An 18,446-nucleotide genomic window follows, 5' to 3' on the forward strand; every position below is an offset into this window, starting at 1 on the left:
GATCAATCTGACAGTCTTTGCAGAGACTGAAAAGTGAAATGGCGCAATCTGTCGCGGATATGCGCACTATTGTAAATCAGACTGGACAGTATATCGTAATCCCATGCTGACAGGATCGGACTCGCATCATCAGGCGGGACCTCGGAGTACCGGGGCGGAAGCCGTTGTCATCGGGGCGGGCCTTGGGGGTCTTGCCGCGGCGATGCGACTGGGGGCTAAAGGCTACCGTGTCACCGTGATCGACCGGCTGGACATGCCGGGAGGGCGGGGCAGTTCGATCACGATGGGCGGGCATCGCTTCGATCTCGGGCCAACCATCGTCACCGTGCCGCAGGGCCTGCGCGAACTTTGGGCAGCCTGTGGCCGGGATTTTGACCGCGATGTCGACCTGCGCGTCCTTGATCCCTTCTACGAAATCCGCTGGCAGGACGGCTCCAATTTCACGGCACGTCAATCGACCGACGCCATGCGCGCCGAGGTGGTGCGGCTGTCGCCGGGCGATCTTGCGGGCTACGACCGCTTCGTTGCCGACAGCGAGCGGCGCTACTGGTTCGGGTTCGAGGACCTGGGCCGCCGGTCGATGCACCGCTTTGGCGACCTGCTCAAGGTGCTCCCGACCTTCGCATGGCTGCGCGCCGACAAGTCGGTCCATGCACATGCCGCCTCTCGGGTGAAGGATGACCGGTTGCGCTTCGCACTGTCATTCCACCCGCTGTTCATCGGCGGCGACCCCTTCCACGTGACCTCGATGTACATCCTTGTCAGTCACCTGGAAAAGGAGTTCGGCGTTCATTACGCCATGGGCGGTGTCGGGGCGATTGCGCTGGCCATGGCAAAGGTGATCGCGCTTCAGGGCGGCCGGCTGATGTTGGACAGCGAGGTGGATGAAATCCTGATCCAGAACGGTCAAGCCATGGGCGTACGTCTTGCCGATGGCACCTCGATCCCTTCGGATGTTGTCGTCTCGAATGCCGATGCCGGGCACACCTACGACCGCCTGCTGCGCAACCAGCCCCGCAAGCGCTGGACGACGCGAAAGCTTGGCCGCAAGCGGTGGTCCATGGGGTTGTTCGTCTGGTACTTCGGCACGAAGGGGACGCGCCTGAAATGGCCCGATGTCGGCCATCACACCATCGTCGTCGGACCCCGCTACAAAGAGCATATCCGCGACATCTTCATCCGCGGGCGGCTGGCCGAGGACATGAGCCTTTACGTCCACCGCCCCTCCGTGACCGATTCCACCTCTGCGCCGCCAGGCGATGACACCTTCTATGCCCTGTCCCCCGTCCCGCATCTTGGCATCGGCAAGACGGACTGGGCGGTGGAGGCTGAGCCTTACCGCCAGAAGATCCAGCGCATGCTCGAAGAGCGGCTCTTGCCCGGCCTTGGCGAGCATTTGTCAGAACAACTGGTCTTTACCCCGGACACGTTCCAAAGCCGGTATCTTGCACCCTATGGCAGCGGCTTTTCGATCGAGCCGCGCATCCTTCAGTCGGCCTGGTTCCGTCCGCACAATGTCTCGGAAGAGGCAAAGGGCCTTTACCTCGTCGGCGCCGGCACGCATCCCGGCGCGGGTCTGCCGGGCGTGATCGCCAGCGCCGAAGTTCTGGGAAAACTTGTGCCGGATGCCCCGCGCGACGGCTCGTTCCGGATGGCTGCGGAATGATTGCGCCGGAGGACATGGCGCGCTGCCGCGAGGCGATCCGGACGGGATCGCTTTCGTTCCATGCCGCGTCGCGCCTCTTGCCGGCGCGGGTGCGCGATCCGGCCCTGGCGCTCTATGCGTTTTGCCGCCTTGCCGACGATGCCGTGGATGACAGCCGCGACAAAGCCCCGGCCGTAGTCGAACTGCGCGACAGGCTGGACCTCGTCTATGCCGGTCGTCCGCGCAATGCGCCGGCCGACCGAGCCTTCGCCTCGGTCGTTGAAGAGTTCGAGATGCCACGGGCGCTGCCAGATGCACTGCTTGAAGGTCTCGCCTGGGATGCGGTCGGACGCAGCTACGAGACCTTGCCAGACCTCCTTCACTATTGCGCGCGGGTGGCAAGCGCCGTGGGCGCCATGATGTGCGTCCTGATGCGGGTCCGCGACGCAGATGCACTGGCTCGGGCCTGCGATCTTGGCCTGGCCATGCAGCTGACCAACATCGCCCGGGATGTCGGCGAGGATGCGCGAGCGGGCCGCCTTTACCTGCCACGCCAGTGGCTTGCCGAGGCCCGCATCGACCCGGCTACATTCCTGTCCCGGCCAGAGGCCACCCCGGCGCTGCGCGATCTGGTCCGGCGGTTGCTAGACGAGGCGGACGTCTACTACAGGCGCTCCGAAGCAGGGGTTCCGAGGCTGCCGCTCGACTGCCGTCCTGGCATCTTTGCAGCGCGCCATGTCTATGCCGGGATCGGCGGCGCGGTGGCTGGGCTGGGCCATGACAGCGTCACTGCGCGTGCGCGCACCACGCGCGGGCAGAAGATTGGCTGGCTTGCACTTTCTCTCGCAAGAGGGGCTGCAAGCACTGTCCTCCTCCTGTCCCCACAACTGCATGCGCCACCAGCGCCCGAAACAGCGTTCCTGGTCGAAGCGGCCGCACGGACCCGCACCCGCTTCAGTCGCTCGGAAACGTTGCTCGCGACGCTTGCCCAACTCGAAGCGCGGGATCATGCAAGACGGAGGATGGAACGGGCGCAGGTCTGAGTTAGTTTCATACCGTATTCCTTGGAGACTGACATGGACCTGGGCCTTTTTCTGACCTTTCTGGCCGCCTGCGGCGCGGCAGCGACGACCGGCGCGATGTTTCAACCCGGCGCATGGTATGAGGGGTTGAACAAGCCGGCCTGGGTCCCCCCCCGTTGGGCTTTCCCAGTCGTCTGGACCTCGCTCTACATTCTGATGTCCTATGCGGCGACGCGGGTTGCACTGACATCGTCTCATCCCCAGGCGCTTGCATTCTGGGCCCTGCAGATCGCGCTGAACACGCTTTGGACGCCAGTTTTCTTTGGCCTTCGCCGGATGCGCGCTGCGATGGTCGTGATGGTGTTCCTGTGGCTCGCCGTCGCCGCAACGACATGGGCCTTCTTCCAGGCGGACATTATGGCGGGCTGGCTTTTCGTCCCTTATCTCGTCTGGGCGACGATCGCCGGGGCGCTGAACCTGAGCGTGATCCGGCTCAATCCCGGCTCAGCCTAGGGCCAGCGGGCGCGGCGCGGCACCCGGACGGCCAACATTGCCTTGACGATCGGCGAGCGGAACCGGGCGAGGTCCAGGGCCTCGTGCACACCCTGCACAGTCTCGCCGTCGATCCGGGTCTGGACCACCGAACGGCTGTAGAAGGGCGCGTCTAGCAAAGCCATGGTCTGGCGCGGCGTGCGGCCCGGATCACAACGGGTTTCGCGGGATATGCCCCAAAGGGTGCGCCCGAGCGGCGCAAGCGGCGGCGGCTCGCAGACCTCTGCCGTTCCGTCTGCCGCAACATCGAGGCCGAGCGCCAACGTGGAGCCATCGCGCCGCAAAGCGTCGTAGAAGCAGGTCGCCCCGCCATGGGATCGCGGGAACCGGCCCCATGTCCAGCGGCGAAAGTCCGCCTCAAGCGCCGATGTCCCGAAATTCGCGTCGAAGTAACCGTGGCCGGTCCAGGAGCAACCCTGGGTCAGGTCGACCTCGATGCGGGCCGAAGGGGCGAAGGGCCGCCAGAGATGGCTGGCATCCGGCGTCAAAAGGGCTTCGACATCGGTGACTGCCGTCGGGATCAGGCGGATCTGCCCGTGGACGCGGCTGATGCGTGGCAAGGCAGAGATCTCGTCGACGTCGATCACAAGCGTGCCGTTGCGCCAGGCCATCCGGCTGGGGCCAACATGCAGGGCATCGCGGGTCTGGCGCAGGGCATCCCTGCCCCGGTCCGTCATCGTGAACCGTCCACCGGGTCCATAGGTCACGACATTGATGCAGCAATGGTTCGCCGGATCGCGCCGCCCTGACCAGGCATACCACGGCGAAAACACCGACCCGATGAAGCCGATCACCGAGACTGCGCGCGTCCCGTCGTCCGAGAGTCCGTCGACATACCACCAGGCATAGCCATTGGGCTGAACTTCGACGCGGAAGTCAGGTCCCTCGCTATCGCCTCGGCCGCGTGCAGACCGGACAGGGCCGCCATCGGAACGCCCGCTCCCGGATGCGCTCCACCGCCCGCCAGATACAGGCCCGGCAACCGTGTCCGCGCACCCGGGCGCCGAAAGCTCGCGAGCTGCCCCTCCGGGCTTCGCCCGTAGATCGCGCCCTGTGACCCCGGAAACAGCGCTGCGAACCCCTGAGGCGTCGTCAGCGCCGTGTCCGGAGGAAGCGGATCGAAGGTCAGGCCGAATCTGGCCAGCGTCGGGAAGGTCCGGTTGCGGCATAAGGATAACTCGCTTTGCGATAGAACCGTTTTCGGCGGCGCGTTCATGATGATCTCGAACCGCTCTACCCCGGTGCCCGGGCGGCGAGGGTCGCCGCGATCCTGCGCACAGACATAAAGCGTTGCGTCCTCCGGCAACTGACCGGCGGAGATCGGCCCGAATTCACGCGAAGGATCGGCTCCGAAGAAGACGTTGTGATGAATCAGGTCCACCGGTCCCGGCGTGGCAGCAAAGGACCAGACCGCTGCCGAGAGGCTGCGGGGCTGTGCCGCCGAAAGGGGCAACGCCTGCTGGGGCGCGTTGCCGAGCAGGCCAGCCACCAACGCCGCCGGATCGCCGTTGAACACCACTGCTTCGCATCTGATCGTGCGCGTGTCAGACAGGACGACCTCGGTAACCCGCCCAGCCTTCGACTGGATGCGAAGCGCAGAGACACCAAACCGAAGCGTAACGCCCAGACGTGCGGCCAGATCGCAAAGAGCCTGCGCCAGTCGGTGCATCCCGCCCTGAACCGCCCAGACCCCCTGCGCCTCGGCTTGCCAGATCAGCCCAAGCACAGCGGGCGAACGGGCGGGGGCGCCGCCCACATAGGTGGCATAGCGTCCGAAAAGCTGACGCAGACGCGGATCACTGAAGGCCTGGTCCAGATGCGTTGCCAAGGTCCGGCTTGGCCGGAGCGCCGACCATAAACCCGGCCGAAGAAGACTGTTACGCGCGATTGCTGCAAGTTTCGGGCCAGCAGCCTCGATCATTGGTCTGCGAAAGGCCGAGTAGAGTTGCACAGTCTGCCGATGAAAGCGCCGGAACTCTACCTCGGCCCGCAGCCCCGCAAAGGCTGCAACCGCAGATGCGCTCGCATCAGGATCGGCGAAAAGGTCAAGCCGGCTGCCATCCGGCCACCAATGCCGCGCAAGGATGGGCTGCGGCAGCAGTGTCAGGTGATCGTCCAGGGTTTCACCTGCAGCTGAGAAGAGATCGTCGAAGACGTGCCGCATCGTCAGCACAGTAGGACCGGCATCGACCGGCCCCGCCGCCGAAGGCAGGGCGCGCATCTTGCCGCCGGGATAGGACTGCGCTTCGACCAGTGTCACCGACAAGCCGGCCGCAGCAAGACGGATCGCGGCGCTCAGCCCACCGATCCCTGCGCCGATCACCACGATCCTGGGTGCTGCCGCGGTCATCATGCCGGATTGTTGACTCGGGGGGCGCGAATGTCCAGAATGATTTACACTGATGTGTCACTTCTGAGTGACACTTTGGGCGGAAGCGCGGCGCAGGAGGGTTCCGATGTCGATGAATGCCCGATTGGATGCAGCCACTGAAGCCGTCCTTCGTCGCGCAATGGGGGAGGGCGAGGCGCCCGCCTTGCTGGCCTCGGCGCTGCATTATGCCGTGATGCCTGGCGGGGCGAGGATTCGTCCTACGATCCTGCTCAGCGTTGCGATGGCCTGCGGCGATGACCGCCCCCATCTTTCCGACGCTGCTGCCGTGGCGCTGGAGCTGATCCACTGCGCTAGCCTTGTGCATGACGATCTGCCCTGCTTCGACGATGCGGATACTCGGCGGGGCAAGACCACGGTCCATCGCGCCTATTCCGAACCGCTTGCCGTTCTCACCGGCGACAGCTTGATCGTGCTGGCCTTCGACGTTCTCGCCGAAGCCGCAGGCAGGGATGCGGATCGGGCACTGAAGCTGATCCGAGTCCTGTCGCGTCGCACCGGCATGCCCGACGGCATCTGCGCCGGGCAAGGGTGGGAAAGCGAACCGCAGGTCAATCTTTCCGCCTACCACCGGTCCAAGACCGGGGCATTGTTCGTCGCGGCAACCCAAATGGGGGCGCTCGCAGCCGGACAGGACGCCGAACCGTGGGAGGATCTTGGCGCACGAATCGGCGAAGCGTTCCAGGTGGCCGACGATCTGCGCGACGCACTCTATGACGCCGAAACGCTCGGCAAGCCTGTGGGGCAGGACGAGGCGCATGGACGCCCCAACGCCGTTGCCGCACTGGGCGTGCAAGGCGCGATCCGCAAGCTTAAGGATATTCTTGGCGGAGCCATCGCCTCGATCCCCTCCTGCCCGGGCGAAGCAATGCTGGCCGACATGGTCCGACGCTATGCCGAGCGGATGACGCCGGTCGCGCCAGTCCTCCACCGGGCTGATGCGCGCCGCTGAAATGACGGCTATGCCCGCCGCCCGAACAGCACCGCGCGGCTGGATCCTGCGCCTCGCGGCATCACGTCGATTCCAGTCCCTGGCTGCCCGGATTCCCGGATTGCGCAACATGGCGCGATCCGAAGGGGCCGCGCTGTTCGACATCATGGCGGGCTTCGTCAATTCGCAGGTGCTGCTGGCTATCATCGAACTGCGAGTCCTGCATCTGCTACAAGACGGACCGCTTACGGTCGACCGCCTGGCGGAGCTTTGCGCATTATCGCCGGACCGGATGCAGGTGCTCTTGCGCGCTGGGGCGGCGCTGGGGCTACTCAAGGCTCGCCGCGATGGGCGGTTCGGTCTTGCGGTTCGGGGAGCGGCAATGATGGGGGTTCCGGGGCTGGAGCAGATGGTGCTGCACCACCGGGCACTCTACGCCGACCTTGCCGACCCCGTCGCGCTGCTCAGGGCCGAAAGGGTGACACAGCTTGCGCAGTTCTGGCCCTATGTCTTCGGCGCAGGCGGGGCAGCAGACCCGAAGGTTGCTGCGACCTATTCCGACCTGATGGCGGAAAGCCAGGTTCTTGTCGCCGAAGATACGCTGCGGATGGTCGACCTTTCCTCGGTACGTCGGCTGATGGACGTAGGCGGAGGGACTGGCGCCTTCCTGATCGAAGTGGCCCGGGCGCATCCGCATCTTGAGCTGGATCTGTTCGACCTGCCCGCAGTTCTGGAGGGCGCGGCGACACGACTGGCGAGGGCGGGCGTGTCCCGGCGGGTGTCTCTTCATCCTGGCAGTTTCCGGGACGATGCGCTGCCGCTCGGTGCAGATGCGATCAGCTTGGTCAGGGTGCTATACGACCACGACGATGCAACGGTTCGGCGGCTGGTCGCAGCAGTCTATGCAGCCCTGCCGCCCGGAGGACAAGTTATCGTCTCGGAACCGATGTCAGGCGGCGCAAGGCCGGATCGCGCTACCGATGTGTACTTCGCAATTTACACTCTTGCGATGCAAACCGGACGGACACGATCACCAGACGCGATCGCAGAGATCCTTACCGAGGCCGGGTTCATAAATATAAACAAGCGAACAGGTTTTCGCAGTTTCGTCACGTCAGTTGTGGCCGGGCAGAAGCCACAGACCTAGCCTGCGTCAATCTTTCTATGTCTATTTTGTTTGACACACTTGGCTGTAAGTTTAAGATGACAGTGATGGAGAGATCCATCGGGGAGTCTCCGCCTGAGACTCGCCCCGATTGCCGTGGGAGCGGTCGTGGAAACCAACGCCGTCATCTTGTCGGGACCAAGAAACCTGTCGCTCGGGCGGCTCAGGCTGACCGCCCCCAAAGGGACAGATGTGGTGGTTCGCGTCGATCACTCCGGAATTTCGACGGGCACGGAAAAGCTGTTCTGGTCAGGGACGATGCCGCCCTTCCCCGGCATGGGCTATCCCTTGGTGCCAGGGTACGAGGCCGCGGGCGAAGTGATCGAAGCCGGTGCCGAATCGGGCTTTCGTCCTGGTGATTTCGTCTTTGTGCCTGGCGCCAATTGCTACGAGGCGACAGAAGACGGTCCAGTGCGCGGCCTGTTCGGTGCGGCCTCGCGAACGCTGGTTTCCTCCGGCGCGCGGGTGACTCGAATCGACCGCGGCTTTGGCGCGCAGGGTGCCTTGCTGGCCCTTGCGGCGACCGCCCGACATGCCTTGGCCGGCTTCGACCGTGCTCTGCCTGATCTGATCGTCGGACATGGTGTTCTGGGCCGCCTGCTTGCGCGGCTCACCTTGGCAGCTGGGGCCCCTGCCCCGACGGTCTGGGAAACGGACCCTGCCCGGCACGCGGGCGCAGATGGCTATAAGGTCGTACAGCCCGAGGATGATCCCCGCCGCGACTATGCCGCGATCTACGACGCTTCCGGCGCACCGGACCTGCTCAACAGCCTGATCGGTCGCATCCGCAAGGGTGGCGAAGTGGTGCTGGCCGGATTCTACACGGCTCCGATCTCCTTCGCCTTTCCGCCCGCCTTCATGAAGGAGGCTCGGCTGCGCATCGCAGCGGAATGGGCCACAGAGGATCTAGTGGCGACTCGCCAGCTTGTCGAATGCGGCGCGCTGTCGCTGGACGGCCTCGTGACCCACACCCGGCCCGCCGGAGAGGCGCCCGAGGCCTATGAAACCGCGTTCACCGATCCCGACTGCCTGAAGATGATCCTCGACTGGAAGGCTTGCGCATGACGCTGGATGTCCCGAACCTGACCGGCTTCGACGAACGCCTTCGGCAGGAGGCGCACGAAGAACCGACGCTCGAAGTGCCACAGGCGCCGCCGACCAAGAAGACGCAGATCATCGCAATCTACGGCAAGGGCGGCATCGGCAAGTCGTTCACGCTCGCCAACCTCAGCCACATGATGGCTGAAAGCGGCAAGCGCGTGCTGCTGATCGGCTGCGACCCGAAATCCGACACGACGAGCCTGCTCTTCGGCGGCAAGGCGTGCCCCACGATCATCGAAACCTCGACCCGCAAGAAGCTCGCGGGCGAAGAGGTGAAGATCGGCGATGTCTGCTTCAAGCGAGGCGGCGTCTACGCGATGGAGCTCGGCGGCCCGGAAGTGGGCCGCGGCTGCGGCGGACGCGGGATCATCCACGGCTTCGAACTGCTGGAAAAGCTCGGCTTCCACGACTGGGATTTCGACTATGTCCTGCTCGACTTTCTGGGTGACGTGGTCTGCGGCGGCTTCGGCCTGCCGATCGCCCGCGACATGGCGCAGAAGGTGATCCTGGTTGCCTCGAACGACCTGCAAAGCCTCTACGTCGCCAACAACGTCTGCTCGGCTGTCGAATACTTCCGCAAGCTCGGTGGCAATGTCGGCATCGCGGGCCTTGTCATCAACAAGGATGACGGCACGGGCGAGGCGGCGGCCTTTGCCGCCGAAGTGAAGATCCCGGTCCTGGCCGCCATCCCGCAGGATGACGACCTTCGCAAGAAGAGCGCGAACTACCAGATCGTCGGCACGCGGCAAAGCCAGTGGGGCGACCTGTTCGGCCAGCTGGCCGAGGCGGTGGCAGAGGCCCCGCCCGTCCGTCCTGCGCCGCTGTCGCAAGATGGCCTTCTGAACCTCTTCTCGGCGGAAAGCACCGGCAAAGACTTCGTCCTGACCCCGGCCACCGATGAAGACATGCGGGGCAAGAATGCCGTCCTGAAGAAATCGCTCGAGGTGGTCTACGACAATGCGTGATCGCCTGCCCGTCGTTGTTTCGTCCATGAAAAGCGGTCGGTCTCCGGCCCTGAAAGGCGTGCGATGACGGAAATCGGCTACGACAACGCCAAGGACACGCCGCTGACGCCGATCGCGTCCGCCGAACTGCCCGGCCCGTCGCCCGCGACCCCTGCGGACGGTCTGGGTTGCCACGCCGGTGCCGCGACGATGGAGGCGGCGGCACGTGCGGCGGGACAGTCGGACCTGCTCGACCAGTATGCAGCCGACTATCCGCAGGGCCCGCATGACAAGCCACAGAGCATGTGTCCCGCTTTCGGTTCGCTCCGGGTCGGCTTGCGGATGCGGCGGGTGGCCACGGTCCTTTCGGGCTCGGCCTGCTGCGTCTACGGGCTGACCTTCGTGAGCCATTTCTACGGGGCGCGCCGCTCGGTCGGCTATGTGCCGTTCAACTCGGAAACGCTCGTCACCGGCAAGCTGTTCGAAGATATCCGCGACGCGGTGCACGAACTCGCTGACCCCGATCGCTACGACGCCGTAGTGGTCACGAACCTCTGCGTTCCGACGGCGAGCGGCGTGCCGCTCAAGCTGTTGCCGAACGAAATCAATGGGGTGCGGATCGTCGGTATCGACGTTCCCGGCTTTGGCGTGCCCACCCATGCCGAGGCGAAGGATGTGCTCGCCGGGGCAATGCTGAAATACGCCCGGGCCGAGATCGAGGCAGGCCCGGTGGCCGCCCCTGCCTCGGGCCGGTCCGACCGTCCGACGGTTGCGCTGCTGGGCGAGATGTTCCCGGCCGATCCGATGATGATCGGCGCGCTGCTCGCGCCGCTTGGCCTTGCCGCCGGTCCCGTGGTGCCCTGCCGCGAATGGCGCGAGCTTTATGCGGCGCTCGACAGCGGCGTGGTCGCGGCGATCCATCCCTTCTACACCTCTGCCATCCGCGAGTTTCAGGCGGCCGGACGAGCCGTTGTCGGTTCCGCGCCTGTAGGCCACGATGGCACCGCCGCCTGGCTGGCCGCAATCGGCGAGGCCCATGGTATCGACCCGGCCCGGGTCGCCGCCGCGCAAAATGCCTTCCTGCCCGCCATCCGTGGCGCGCTCGCCGCCCAACCGATCAAGGGCACGATTACGCTGTCGGGCTATGAGGGGTCGGAGCTTCTCGTGGCCCGCCTTCTGATCGAGTCCGGGGCGCATGTTCCTTACGTCGGCACCGCCTGCGCCAAGACACCGTGGAGCGCGCCCGATCTGGAGTGGCTCGAGGCGAAGGGGGTGAAGGTCCGCTTCCGCGCCTCGCTTGAGGATGACGCCTCGGCGATGGAGGCGATCCGGCCAGACCTCGCCATCGGCACGACGCCCCTGGTGCAGAAAGCCAAAGAGGCCGGAATTCCCGCGCTTTATTTCACCAACCTCATTTCCGCGCGCCCGCTGATGGGGCCTGCCGGGGCGGGCTCGCTTGGCCAGGTCGTGAACGCAGCCATCGCAGGCAGGGCACGGATGGAAGACATGAAGGCGTTCTTCGAGGGCGTGGGCCAGGGCGACACCGCCGGCATCTGGGAAGGATCGCCGAACCTGCGGCCCGACTTCCGTGAGATCCACCAGAAGAAACTCGACAAGGCCGCGCGCGCCGCCAAGGCGGAGGAGATGATATGACGCTCCGCCTAACGCTGGACACCACTGGATCGGAGGTTCTGCAATGCTAGTGCAGGATCATGACCGGGCCGGCGGCTACTGGGGGGCTGTCTACGCCTTTTGCGCAGCCAAGGGCCTGCAGGTCGTCATCGACGGCCCGGTCGGCTGCGAGAACCTGCCGGTCACCTCGGTTCTGCACTACACCGACGCGCTGCCGCCGCATGAACTGCCGATCGTCGTCACCGGGCTGGGTGAAGAGGAACTTGGCCGCGACGGTACCGAAGGCGCGATGCGCCGCGCCTGGAAAACCCTCGATCCGGCGCTGCCCGCCGTGGTCGTGACCGGCTCGATTGCCGAGATGATCGGCGGCGGCGTCACGCCCATGGGCACGAACATCCAGCGCTTCCTGCCGCGCACCATCGACGAGGACCAGTGGCAGGCCGCTGACAGGGCGATGACTTGGATCTTCACCGAATTCGGCATGACCAAGGGCCGGATGCCGCCCGAGGCCAAGCGGGCAGAAGGCGCGAAGCCGCGGGTCAACATCCTTGGCCCGATGTACGGCGTCTTCAACATGGCCTCGGACCTGCACGAGATCCGCCGCCTGGTCGAAGGGATCGGCGCCGAGGTCAACATGGTGATGCCGCTCGGCTCGCATATCGCCGAGATGCGCAGCCTCGTGAATGCCGACGTCAACGTCGTGATGTACCGCGAATTCGGGCGCGGCCTTGCCGAGGTGCTGGGCAAGCCGTACCTGCAGGCCCCGATCGGCGTGGCCAGCACGACAAAGTTCCTGCGCAAGCTGGGCGAGCTTCTGGGGCTCGACCCCGAGCCCTTCATCGAGCGCGAGAAGCATTCGACGCTGAAGCCGGTCTGGGACCTGTGGCGGTCAGTGACGCAGGACTTCTTCGCGACAGCCTCTTTCGCCATCGTCGCGAGCGAGACCTATGCCCGCGGCGTCCGACACTATCTCGAAGCCGATCTTGGCCTGCCCTGCGCCTTTGCCGTTGCGCGGGTGCCGGGGCAGAAGACCAATAACGAGGCGGTGCGGGGCCTTCTGAAACAGCACCGGCCGCTCGTGGTCATGGGCTCGATCAACGAGAAGATGTACTTGGCTGAACTCAAGGGCGGGTTTGGCCCGGCACCAAGCTTCATCCCTGCGTCTTTCCCCGGGGCGGCGATCCGTCGGGCGACCGGCACGCCGGTGATGGGCTATGGAGGCGCGGTCTGGCTGTTGCAGGAGGTGTGCAACAGCCTCTTCGACGCCCTGTTCCACATCCTGCCGCTTGGCTCCGAGATGGACTCGGCCGCCGCCACGCCGACCACGCTGCGCCGCGACTTCCCCTGGGATGCCGACGCACAAGCGGCGCTTGACCGTATCGTCAACACCCACCCGATCCTGACCCGGATCAGCGCCGCGCGAAGCCTGCGCGACGCCGCCGAGAAGGCCGCGCTCGATGCGGGCGCGGAGCGGGTGGTTCGTGAAACCGTAGAGAGTCTGCCCGGTGCGGGCCTCTTGCAGAAAGAGGGGGAAGAGCATGAGTGACTACTCCACCAACCGCGGCCTTCATCACGTCGAGCGCGTGAACAAGACCGAGTTCTTCGTCTACTTCGCGCTGATCTTCGCGCTGGCGATCCTGCCGCATGTCGTCGTGTGGCTCTACCAGCTGATCCGCCATGCCCGTCTGCCGCGGCTTGATCCGATCTCGCGCGCGCTCAAGGACGCCGAGGCGGTCACGCCCATGATCTTCCGCGGGTAACCGCGAAACAAGTTCGCCGCACCGGAAACGGGGCGGCGAGACATCGGAGGGGCATTCCGCCCACCGTGGCCCGGCCGCAGGGAGTGCGGCGTCAGTCTGAATATCCGGAGGATACTATGGCTGATAAGACCGACCTGTCCTTTACAGGTCTTACGGACCAGCAGGCGCAAGAGCTGCACTCGGTCTATATGAGCGGGCTTTGGTTGTTCGTAGCCATCGCACTCGTCGCTCATATCGCCGTGTACATCTGGCGTCCGTGGTTCTGAGGGGGATCGAGATATGAGCAAGTTCTACAAGATCTGGCTGATTTTCGATCCGCGCCGCGTGTTCGTGGCGCAGGGGGTTTTCCTCTTCCTTCTGGCAGTCATGATTCACCTCGTGCTGCTTTCAAATCCGGCCTTCAACTGGTTCGACATCGCAGCGGCCAAGCATGGCTATGTTGCGGCTGCTCCGGCCAGCCCCTGACAGGCTCCGACATCGGTGCGGGCGGACCGGTCCGCCCGCACCGGATCAGCAAAGATGACATCAACGGAACTAGAGACGGAGCTGCCGCGCGATACCGCGCCTTTCGGCTGACCCGTCCAGTGGCGGAGAGGGAAGCATGGCACTGCTCAGCTTCGAACGAAAATATCGCGTGCCGGGGGGCACGCTGGTCGGGGGGAACCTCTTCGACTTTTGGGTCGGGCCGTTCTACGTCGGCTTCTTTGGGGTCACGACGTTCTTCTTCGCGGCCCTTGGCACCGTTCTGATCCTGTACGGCGCGGCGATGGGTCCAACCTGGAACCCGTGGCTCGTCTCGATCAACCCACCCCCGGTCGAGAACGGTCTGGCCTTCGCGCCCTTGATGCAAGGGGGGCTGTGGCAGATCATCACCTTCTGCGCGATCGGTGCCTTCGTAAGCTGGGCGCTGCGCGAGGTCGAGATCTGCCGCAAGCTCGGGATCGGCCTGCATGTGCCGGTCGCGTTCAGTGTGGCTATCTTTGCCTATGTCACTCTCGAGGTGATCCGGCCTATCCTGATGGGATCGTGGGGTTACGCATTCCCCTACGGGATCTTCAGCCACCTCGATTGGGTGTCCAACACCGGCTACACCTACGGCAACTTCCACTACAACCCGGTCCACATGCTCGCGGTGAGCCTGTTCTTCACCACGACCTTCGCGCTGGCGTTGCATGGCGGCCTGATCCTGTCGGCGGCCAACCCGCCCAAGGGTCAGCTGATGAAGACGCCCGATCATGAGGACACCTTCTTCCGTGACCTGATCGGCTACTCGGTCGGCACGCTTGGTATCCACCGGCTTGGCCTGCTTCTGGCGCTGAACGCAGCCTTCTGGAGCGCGATCTGTATCGTGATTTCGGGCACCATCTGGTTCGACCAATGGGTCGACTGGTGGAACTGGTGGCTGCAACTGCCGTTCTGGGCGAATGTTCAAGGAGGCATAAATGGCTGAGTACCAGAACATCTTTACCCAGGTTCAGGTGCGCGCAGCGCCCGAGATGGGCCTCGTCGAGCATGTCGACGTGGGAAACCGGACCAAAAGCGCGGGCTTTTCCAGCCTGCTCGGCTGGTTCGGCAACGCACAGCTCGGGCCGATCTACCTGGGAACCTTCGGGGTCATCAGTCTAGCCTGCGGCCTGATCTGGTTCATGATTGTTGGCGTCTGGTTCTGGCACATTGCCGGGTACAACCCGGCGGTCTTTGTCCGGGACCTGTTCTGGATGGCGCTGGAGCCCCCGGCACCCGAATGGGGCCTCCGCTTCCCGCCGATGGGCGAGGGCGGCCTGTTCCTGGTTGCCGGCTTCTTCTTCCTGGTCTCGCTCTGGACCTGGTGGATCCGCACTTACCTTCGGGCCGAGGCGCTTGGCATGGGCAAGCACATCGCCTGGGCCTTCGCCGCCGCGCTTTGGCTTGTCATGGTGCTGGGCCTGATCCGTCCGGTCTTGATGGGACGCTGGTCGGAGGCGGTGCCCTACGGGATCTTCCCGCACCTGGACTGGACGAACCTCTTCAGCCTGACCTACGGCAACCTGTTCTATAACCCCTTCCACGCGCTCTCGATCGCCTTCCTCTATGGGTCGGCGCTGCTCTTCGCGATGCATGGGGCGACGATCCTCGCGGTGACCCGCCTTGGCGGCGACCGCGAGCTGGAACAGATCGTGGATCGCGGGACGGCGGCGGAACGCGCGGCCCTGTTCTGGCGCTGGACGATGGGCTTCAACGCCACGATGGAAGGTATCCACCGTTGGGCCTGGTGGTTCGCGGTTCTGGTGCCGATCACCGGCGGCATCGGCATCCTGCTGACCGGCACTGTCGTTGATAACTGGTACGTCTGGGCACAGGACCACGGCTATGCCCCGCTCAATTGAGCCGAACCGGCTTCGGGAAAGGACAGATCATGGCTGACGAACATCTCTACGAAGGCCAGAGCCACGTGATCCGGCTTCGGATCTGGGCCCTGGGGCAGATGGTCTGGGGAGCCTTCATGGCCGGCGTCTGGCTTGCGGTTGTCGCAGCCTTCCTGCTGGTCCTCTGGGTGGTGAGCCAGCTTCTGCCCGAGCAAAGCAAGCAGGCGCCGTCGCCCTATGGGGCACTGGAGATGGTTCAGACGACCGAAATCGCCTGATGAAACCCGGTCGGGGCGGCGAACGCCCCGACCGCAACGACGTTCGGGCCAGACGCCGGCCCGGACCTGGGCGCGTTCCACAGCCCGGTTCCCTTCCTGTGGCGACAGGAAACTGGTGCCGTGTGCGAGCCACCCGGCACCTCTTTTCCCCTCCGCGAGGGCTTCACGATGCAGCATGACACCCCGCTTCTAGACCAGGTGAAGATCCCCCAGGATCTTCGGCGGATGAGCGATCTCGACCTCGCCCGCCTGGCAGATGAGCTTCGGGCCGAGGTGATCTCGGTCGTATCGGAAACCGGCGGTCATCTTGGGTCGTCGCTCGGGGTGGTGGAACTGTCCGTGGCCATCCACGCAGTGTTCAACACGCCAGTGGACAAGCTGATCTGGGATGTCGGCCACCAGTGCTATCCCCACAAGATCCTGACCGGCCGCCGTGCGCGGATGCGTAGCCTGCGCCAAGGTGGCGGGCTCTCGGGCTTCACCAAGCGCTCGGAGTCCGAATATGACCCCTTCGGTGCCGCTCACAGTTCGACCAGCATTTCCGCAGCCCTCGGCTTCACGGTTGGCCGCGACATGGGCCAGTCCACGGGCGATGCGATCGCCGTCATCGGAGATGGCGCAATCACCGCCGGCATGGCCTACGAGGCGATGAACGCCGCCGGGCATCTGGGCAAACGGCTGTTCGTTATCCTGAACGACAACGACATGAGCATCGCGCCGCCGGTCGGGGCGCTGAACAAGTATCTCAACGGGTTGTCGGCCCATGCTCCGTTTGCGGCCCTGCGCAGCCTGGCCGAAGGTGTCGAGGCGTCCTTGCCGGGCCCGCTGCGCGACGGCGCGCGGCGCGCGCGGCAACTGGTCACCGGCATGCCCGGCGGAGGGACGCTCTTCGAGGAGCTGGGCTTCAGCTATATCGGTCCGATCGATGGCCACAACATGGCCGAGCTTCTGGCGACCCTGCGCGCGGCCCGCACCCGCGCGACAGGCCCGGTGCTGATCCATGCGATCACGGTAAAGGGCAAAGGCTACGCCCCGGCCGAGAACTCGGCCGACAAGTATCACGGCGTGGCGAAGTTCGATGTTGTCTCTGGCGCCCAGGCCAAGTCGAAGTCGAACGCGCCGGCCTATACCTCGGTCTTCGGCCATGCCCTGACGGATGAGGCGGCTCGTGACGGCAAGATCGTCGCGGTCACGGCCGCCATGCCATCCGGCACGGGGCTCGATGTAATGGCCGCCCGGTTCCCGCAGCGCGTTTTCGACGTGGGGATCGCCGAGCAGCACGGCGTGACCTTTGCCGCCGGAATGGCAGCGGTCGGCCTGAAGCCCTTCGTTGCGATCTACTCGACCTTCCTTCAGCGCGGCTATGACCAGATCGTGCACGACGTTGCCTTGCAGGGGCTGCCCGTCCGGTTTGCGATCGACCGCGCGGGTCTGGTCGGCGCCGATGGGGCCACCCATGCGGGGGCCTTCGACATCGGGTATCTTTCAAACCTGCCCGGCTTCGTGGTGATGGCGGCCGGTGACGAGGCGGAACTTGTCCATATGGTGGCGACAGCAGCGGCCTATGATGAAGGGCCGATCTCGTTCCGCTATCCGCGTGGAGAAGGGGCGGGCGTCGAGATACCATCGATCGGACAGGTGTTGGAGATCGGCAAGGGCCGCGTCCTGCGGGAAGGCACCCATGTAGCGTTGCTGTCTTTCGGTGCTCATCTCAACGAATGTCTGGCAGTGGCCGAGGAACTGGAGACCCAGGGCATCAGCGTGACTGTGGCCGATGCCCGATTTGCCAAGCCGCTGGACACGGCACTGATCGACCAGTTGGTCCGGCATCATGGCGTCGTGGTCACGATCGAACAGGGTTCACAGGGCGGGTTCGGCGCACATGTCCTGCATTATCTGGCAAACTCGGGTCAGCTGGACCGTGGCGTCAGTCTGCGGACCATGACACTGCCTGACCGCTTCATCGACCAGGCGAGCCCTGACGCGATGTATCGAGATGCTGGACTGACGCGGGCCGACATAGCCCAAACCGTCTGGAACGCGATCAGGAGCGATGCAGGTCAGATGGTACGGTTTAACCTGCGCGGGGCCTGACCTGACTGGCAACGGGCCGCCCGCAGCTGCCGTAGAAGTAAAGAGGCCGCCCAGTCGGGCGGCCTGCGCATTCGAAGGAATGCAGTTCTCAGGGGCTGGTTGTTGCCGCTCCCTCAGCCGGCGCCGCGGCATCCGCGGGCGCGGGCGACAACGAAGCCAGGAAAGCCGCGACGTTCACACCGTCATCAGGCTTGGCGAGCTTGAAGGCCATCTTGCTTTTCAGCTTCGGATCGCCGGTAAACTCATCCAGGAACTTGGTCGGGTTCATCACGTAGACCGAGATCTTCTCTTCATCCCAGACAAGACCCTTCTCCGCCGCTGCCTTGATGCCATCCCCGTACTTGAATCCTTCATAGGACGCGGCCGGACGGCCGATGATTCCATAAAGGTTGGGGCCGACCTTGGAGTTCTTGCCTGCGAGCACCGCTCCGGAAGGATCGGTGACCGTGTGGCAGGTCTGGCATTGGTTGAACACCTTCTTCCCGGCTTCGACATCGCCCGCAGCAAAGGCGGGCGCAGCAGCGGTGGCCAGCACCGCAATAGTGATTAGGCTGAGTTTCATTTGGAGCTCCCTCTCGTTCTCCAATT

At 64.8% G+C, this 18,446-nt stretch carries 19 protein-coding genes; 16 read left to right on the top strand and 3 right to left on the bottom strand.

Annotated elements, in window-relative coordinates; translation table 11 throughout:
- Positions 1-103 precede the first annotated feature (103 nt).
- Genes L0V05_RS17810 through tspO form a run of 3 tightly spaced genes read left to right on the top strand, consistent with a single transcriptional unit; the run spans position 104 to position 3,180 of the window.
- Positions 104-1,666 (top strand): phytoene desaturase, encoded by a 1,563-nt coding sequence (locus L0V05_RS17810; protein ID WP_234872832.1) that lies wholly within the window; start codon positions 104-106, stop codon positions 1,664-1,666.
- The gene (crtB, locus tag L0V05_RS17815) at positions 1,663-2,688 is read left to right on the top strand and encodes a 15-cis-phytoene synthase (protein WP_234872833.1); all 1,026 of its coding nucleotides are present in this window, start codon (positions 1,663-1,665) and stop codon (positions 2,686-2,688) included. Before L0V05_RS17810 ends, crtB begins: the two co-directional genes overlap by 4 nt.
- 33 nt (positions 2,689-2,721) lie before the next feature.
- Positions 2,722-3,180 carry a tryptophan-rich sensory protein TspO gene (tspO, locus tag L0V05_RS17820; RefSeq protein ID WP_234872834.1) on the top strand — a complete coding sequence of 153 codons (459 nt, stop codon included), beginning with the start codon at positions 2,722-2,724 and terminating at the stop codon, positions 3,178-3,180.
- Here tspO and crtC read toward each other — a convergent pair.
- Both crtC and crtD read right to left on the bottom strand, forming a co-directional pair.
- Positions 3,177-4,013 (bottom strand): carotenoid 1,2-hydratase, encoded by an 837-nt coding sequence (gene crtC, locus L0V05_RS17825; RefSeq protein WP_234872835.1) that lies wholly within the window; start codon positions 4,011-4,013, stop codon positions 3,177-3,179. The two genes, tspO and crtC, sit on opposite strands and share 4 nt — an antisense overlap.
- Positions 4,010-5,569: a 1-hydroxycarotenoid 3,4-desaturase CrtD gene (gene crtD, locus L0V05_RS17830; protein WP_234872935.1), complete on the bottom strand. Its 1,560-nt coding sequence runs from the start codon at positions 5,567-5,569 to the stop codon at positions 4,010-4,012. The genes crtC and crtD overlap by 4 nt, the downstream gene beginning before the upstream one ends.
- A 112-nt stretch (positions 5,570-5,681) precedes the next feature.
- Here crtD and L0V05_RS17835 point away from each other — a divergent pair, with 112 nt between their 5' ends.
- The 13 genes from L0V05_RS17835 (at position 5,682) to dxs (ending at position 17,858) form a co-directional block, all read left to right on the top strand.
- Positions 5,682-6,560, top strand: a complete 879-nt coding sequence (locus tag L0V05_RS17835; RefSeq protein WP_406565990.1) for a polyprenyl synthetase family protein — start codon at positions 5,682-5,684, stop codon at positions 6,558-6,560.
- A 10-nt stretch (positions 6,561-6,570) separates the two neighbouring features.
- A complete protein-coding gene (locus L0V05_RS17840) occupies positions 6,571-7,686 on the top strand; it encodes an acetylserotonin O-methyltransferase (RefSeq protein WP_234872936.1) in 1,116 nt (371 codons plus the stop codon).
- Positions 7,687-7,812: 126 nt separating this feature from the next.
- Positions 7,813-8,769: a chlorophyll synthesis pathway protein BchC gene (gene bchC, locus L0V05_RS17845; RefSeq protein WP_234872837.1), complete on the top strand. Its 957-nt coding sequence runs from the start codon at positions 7,813-7,815 to the stop codon at positions 8,767-8,769.
- Positions 8,766-9,770: a chlorophyllide a reductase iron protein subunit X gene (locus tag L0V05_RS17850; protein WP_234872838.1), complete on the top strand. Its 1,005-nt coding sequence runs from the start codon at positions 8,766-8,768 to the stop codon at positions 9,768-9,770. Before bchC ends, L0V05_RS17850 begins: the two co-directional genes overlap by 4 nt.
- 63 nt (positions 9,771-9,833) lie before the next feature.
- Positions 9,834-11,402 (top strand): chlorophyllide a reductase subunit Y, encoded by a 1,569-nt coding sequence (gene bchY, locus L0V05_RS17855; protein ID WP_234872839.1) that lies wholly within the window; start codon positions 9,834-9,836, stop codon positions 11,400-11,402.
- 43 nt (positions 11,403-11,445) lie between these two features.
- Positions 11,446-12,927: a chlorophyllide a reductase subunit Z gene (gene bchZ / locus L0V05_RS17860; protein ID WP_234872840.1), complete on the top strand. Its 1,482-nt coding sequence runs from the start codon at positions 11,446-11,448 to the stop codon at positions 12,925-12,927.
- A complete protein-coding gene (gene pufQ / locus L0V05_RS17865; protein WP_234872841.1) occupies positions 12,920-13,141 on the top strand; it encodes a cytochrome PufQ in 222 nt (73 codons plus the stop codon). Before bchZ ends, pufQ begins: the two co-directional genes overlap by 8 nt.
- A 116-nt stretch (positions 13,142-13,257) precedes the next feature.
- Complete coding sequence (pufB, locus tag L0V05_RS17870; protein WP_234872842.1) at positions 13,258-13,407, top strand: light-harvesting antenna LH1, beta subunit; 150 nt, start codon at positions 13,258-13,260, stop codon at positions 13,405-13,407.
- Positions 13,408-13,420: 13 nt separating this feature from the next.
- On the top strand, positions 13,421-13,606 hold the full coding sequence (gene pufA / locus L0V05_RS17875) for a light-harvesting antenna LH1, alpha subunit (RefSeq protein WP_234872843.1): 186 nt from the start codon (positions 13,421-13,423) through the stop codon (positions 13,604-13,606).
- Between the two features lie 136 nt (positions 13,607-13,742).
- Positions 13,743-14,591, top strand: coding sequence for a photosynthetic reaction center subunit L (gene pufL, locus L0V05_RS17880; protein WP_234872844.1), 849 nt, complete (start codon positions 13,743-13,745; stop codon positions 14,589-14,591).
- A complete protein-coding gene (gene pufM / locus L0V05_RS17885) occupies positions 14,584-15,507 on the top strand; it encodes a photosynthetic reaction center subunit M (protein ID WP_234872845.1) in 924 nt (307 codons plus the stop codon). Before pufL ends, pufM begins: the two co-directional genes overlap by 8 nt.
- 29 nt (positions 15,508-15,536) lie before the next feature.
- Positions 15,537-15,764 carry an RC-LH1 core complex protein PufX gene (gene pufX, locus L0V05_RS17890; protein ID WP_234872846.1) on the top strand — a complete coding sequence of 76 codons (228 nt, stop codon included), beginning with the start codon at positions 15,537-15,539 and terminating at the stop codon, positions 15,762-15,764.
- 168 nt (positions 15,765-15,932) lie between these two features.
- The gene (gene dxs, locus L0V05_RS17895; RefSeq protein ID WP_234872937.1) at positions 15,933-17,858 is read left to right on the top strand and encodes a 1-deoxy-D-xylulose-5-phosphate synthase; all 1,926 of its coding nucleotides are present in this window, start codon (positions 15,933-15,935) and stop codon (positions 17,856-17,858) included.
- Positions 17,859-17,946: 88 nt separating this feature from the next.
- Here the strand turns inward: dxs and L0V05_RS17900 are convergent, their stop codons facing one another.
- The gene (locus tag L0V05_RS17900; RefSeq protein WP_234872847.1) at positions 17,947-18,420 is read right to left on the bottom strand and encodes a c-type cytochrome; all 474 of its coding nucleotides are present in this window, start codon (positions 18,418-18,420) and stop codon (positions 17,947-17,949) included.
- Positions 18,421-18,446: the final 26 nt, after the last annotated feature.

Origin of the sequence: Alitabrizicola rongguiensis (assembly GCF_021491355.1) — a bacterium.
Lineage (GTDB): Bacteria > Pseudomonadota > Alphaproteobacteria > Rhodobacterales > Rhodobacteraceae > Aliitabrizicola > Aliitabrizicola rongguiensis.

What these genes read in the sequence shown, in the direction of transcription:
- tspO (WP_234872834.1), top strand. Translation starts at nt 2,722, where the DNA reads ATGGACCTGGGCCTTTTTCTGACCTTTCTGGCCGCCTGCGGCGCGGCA.
- bchY (WP_234872839.1), top strand. Translation starts at nt 9,834, where the DNA reads ATGACGGAAATCGGCTACGACAACGCCAAGGACACGCCGCTGACGCCG.
- L0V05_RS17900 (WP_234872847.1), bottom strand. Translation starts at nt 18,420, where the DNA reads ATGAAACTCAGCCTAATCACTATTGCGGTGCTGGCCACCGCTGCTGCG.
- bchZ (WP_234872840.1), top strand. Translation starts at nt 11,446, where the DNA reads ATGCTAGTGCAGGATCATGACCGGGCCGGCGGCTACTGGGGGGCTGTC.
- crtB (WP_234872833.1), top strand. Translation starts at nt 1,663, where the DNA reads ATGATTGCGCCGGAGGACATGGCGCGCTGCCGCGAGGCGATCCGGACG.
- pufQ (WP_234872841.1), top strand. Translation starts at nt 12,920, where the DNA reads ATGAGTGACTACTCCACCAACCGCGGCCTTCATCACGTCGAGCGCGTG.
- L0V05_RS17840 (WP_234872936.1), top strand. Translation starts at nt 6,571, where the DNA reads ATGCCCGCCGCCCGAACAGCACCGCGCGGCTGGATCCTGCGCCTCGCG.
- crtD (WP_234872935.1), bottom strand. Translation starts at nt 5,569, where the DNA reads ATGACCGCGGCAGCACCCAGGATCGTGGTGATCGGCGCAGGGATCGGT.
- L0V05_RS17810 (WP_234872832.1), top strand. Translation starts at nt 104, where the DNA reads ATGCTGACAGGATCGGACTCGCATCATCAGGCGGGACCTCGGAGTACC.
- pufB (WP_234872842.1), top strand. Translation starts at nt 13,258, where the DNA reads ATGGCTGATAAGACCGACCTGTCCTTTACAGGTCTTACGGACCAGCAG.
- dxs (WP_234872937.1), top strand. Translation starts at nt 15,933, where the DNA reads ATGCAGCATGACACCCCGCTTCTAGACCAGGTGAAGATCCCCCAGGAT.
- pufM (WP_234872845.1), top strand. Translation starts at nt 14,584, where the DNA reads ATGGCTGAGTACCAGAACATCTTTACCCAGGTTCAGGTGCGCGCAGCG.
- L0V05_RS17850 (WP_234872838.1), top strand. Translation starts at nt 8,766, where the DNA reads ATGACGCTGGATGTCCCGAACCTGACCGGCTTCGACGAACGCCTTCGG.
- pufX (WP_234872846.1), top strand. Translation starts at nt 15,537, where the DNA reads ATGGCTGACGAACATCTCTACGAAGGCCAGAGCCACGTGATCCGGCTT.
- pufA (WP_234872843.1), top strand. Translation starts at nt 13,421, where the DNA reads ATGAGCAAGTTCTACAAGATCTGGCTGATTTTCGATCCGCGCCGCGTG.
- pufL (WP_234872844.1), top strand. Translation starts at nt 13,743, where the DNA reads ATGGCACTGCTCAGCTTCGAACGAAAATATCGCGTGCCGGGGGGCACG.
- L0V05_RS17835 (WP_406565990.1), top strand. Translation starts at nt 5,682, where the DNA reads ATGAATGCCCGATTGGATGCAGCCACTGAAGCCGTCCTTCGTCGCGCA.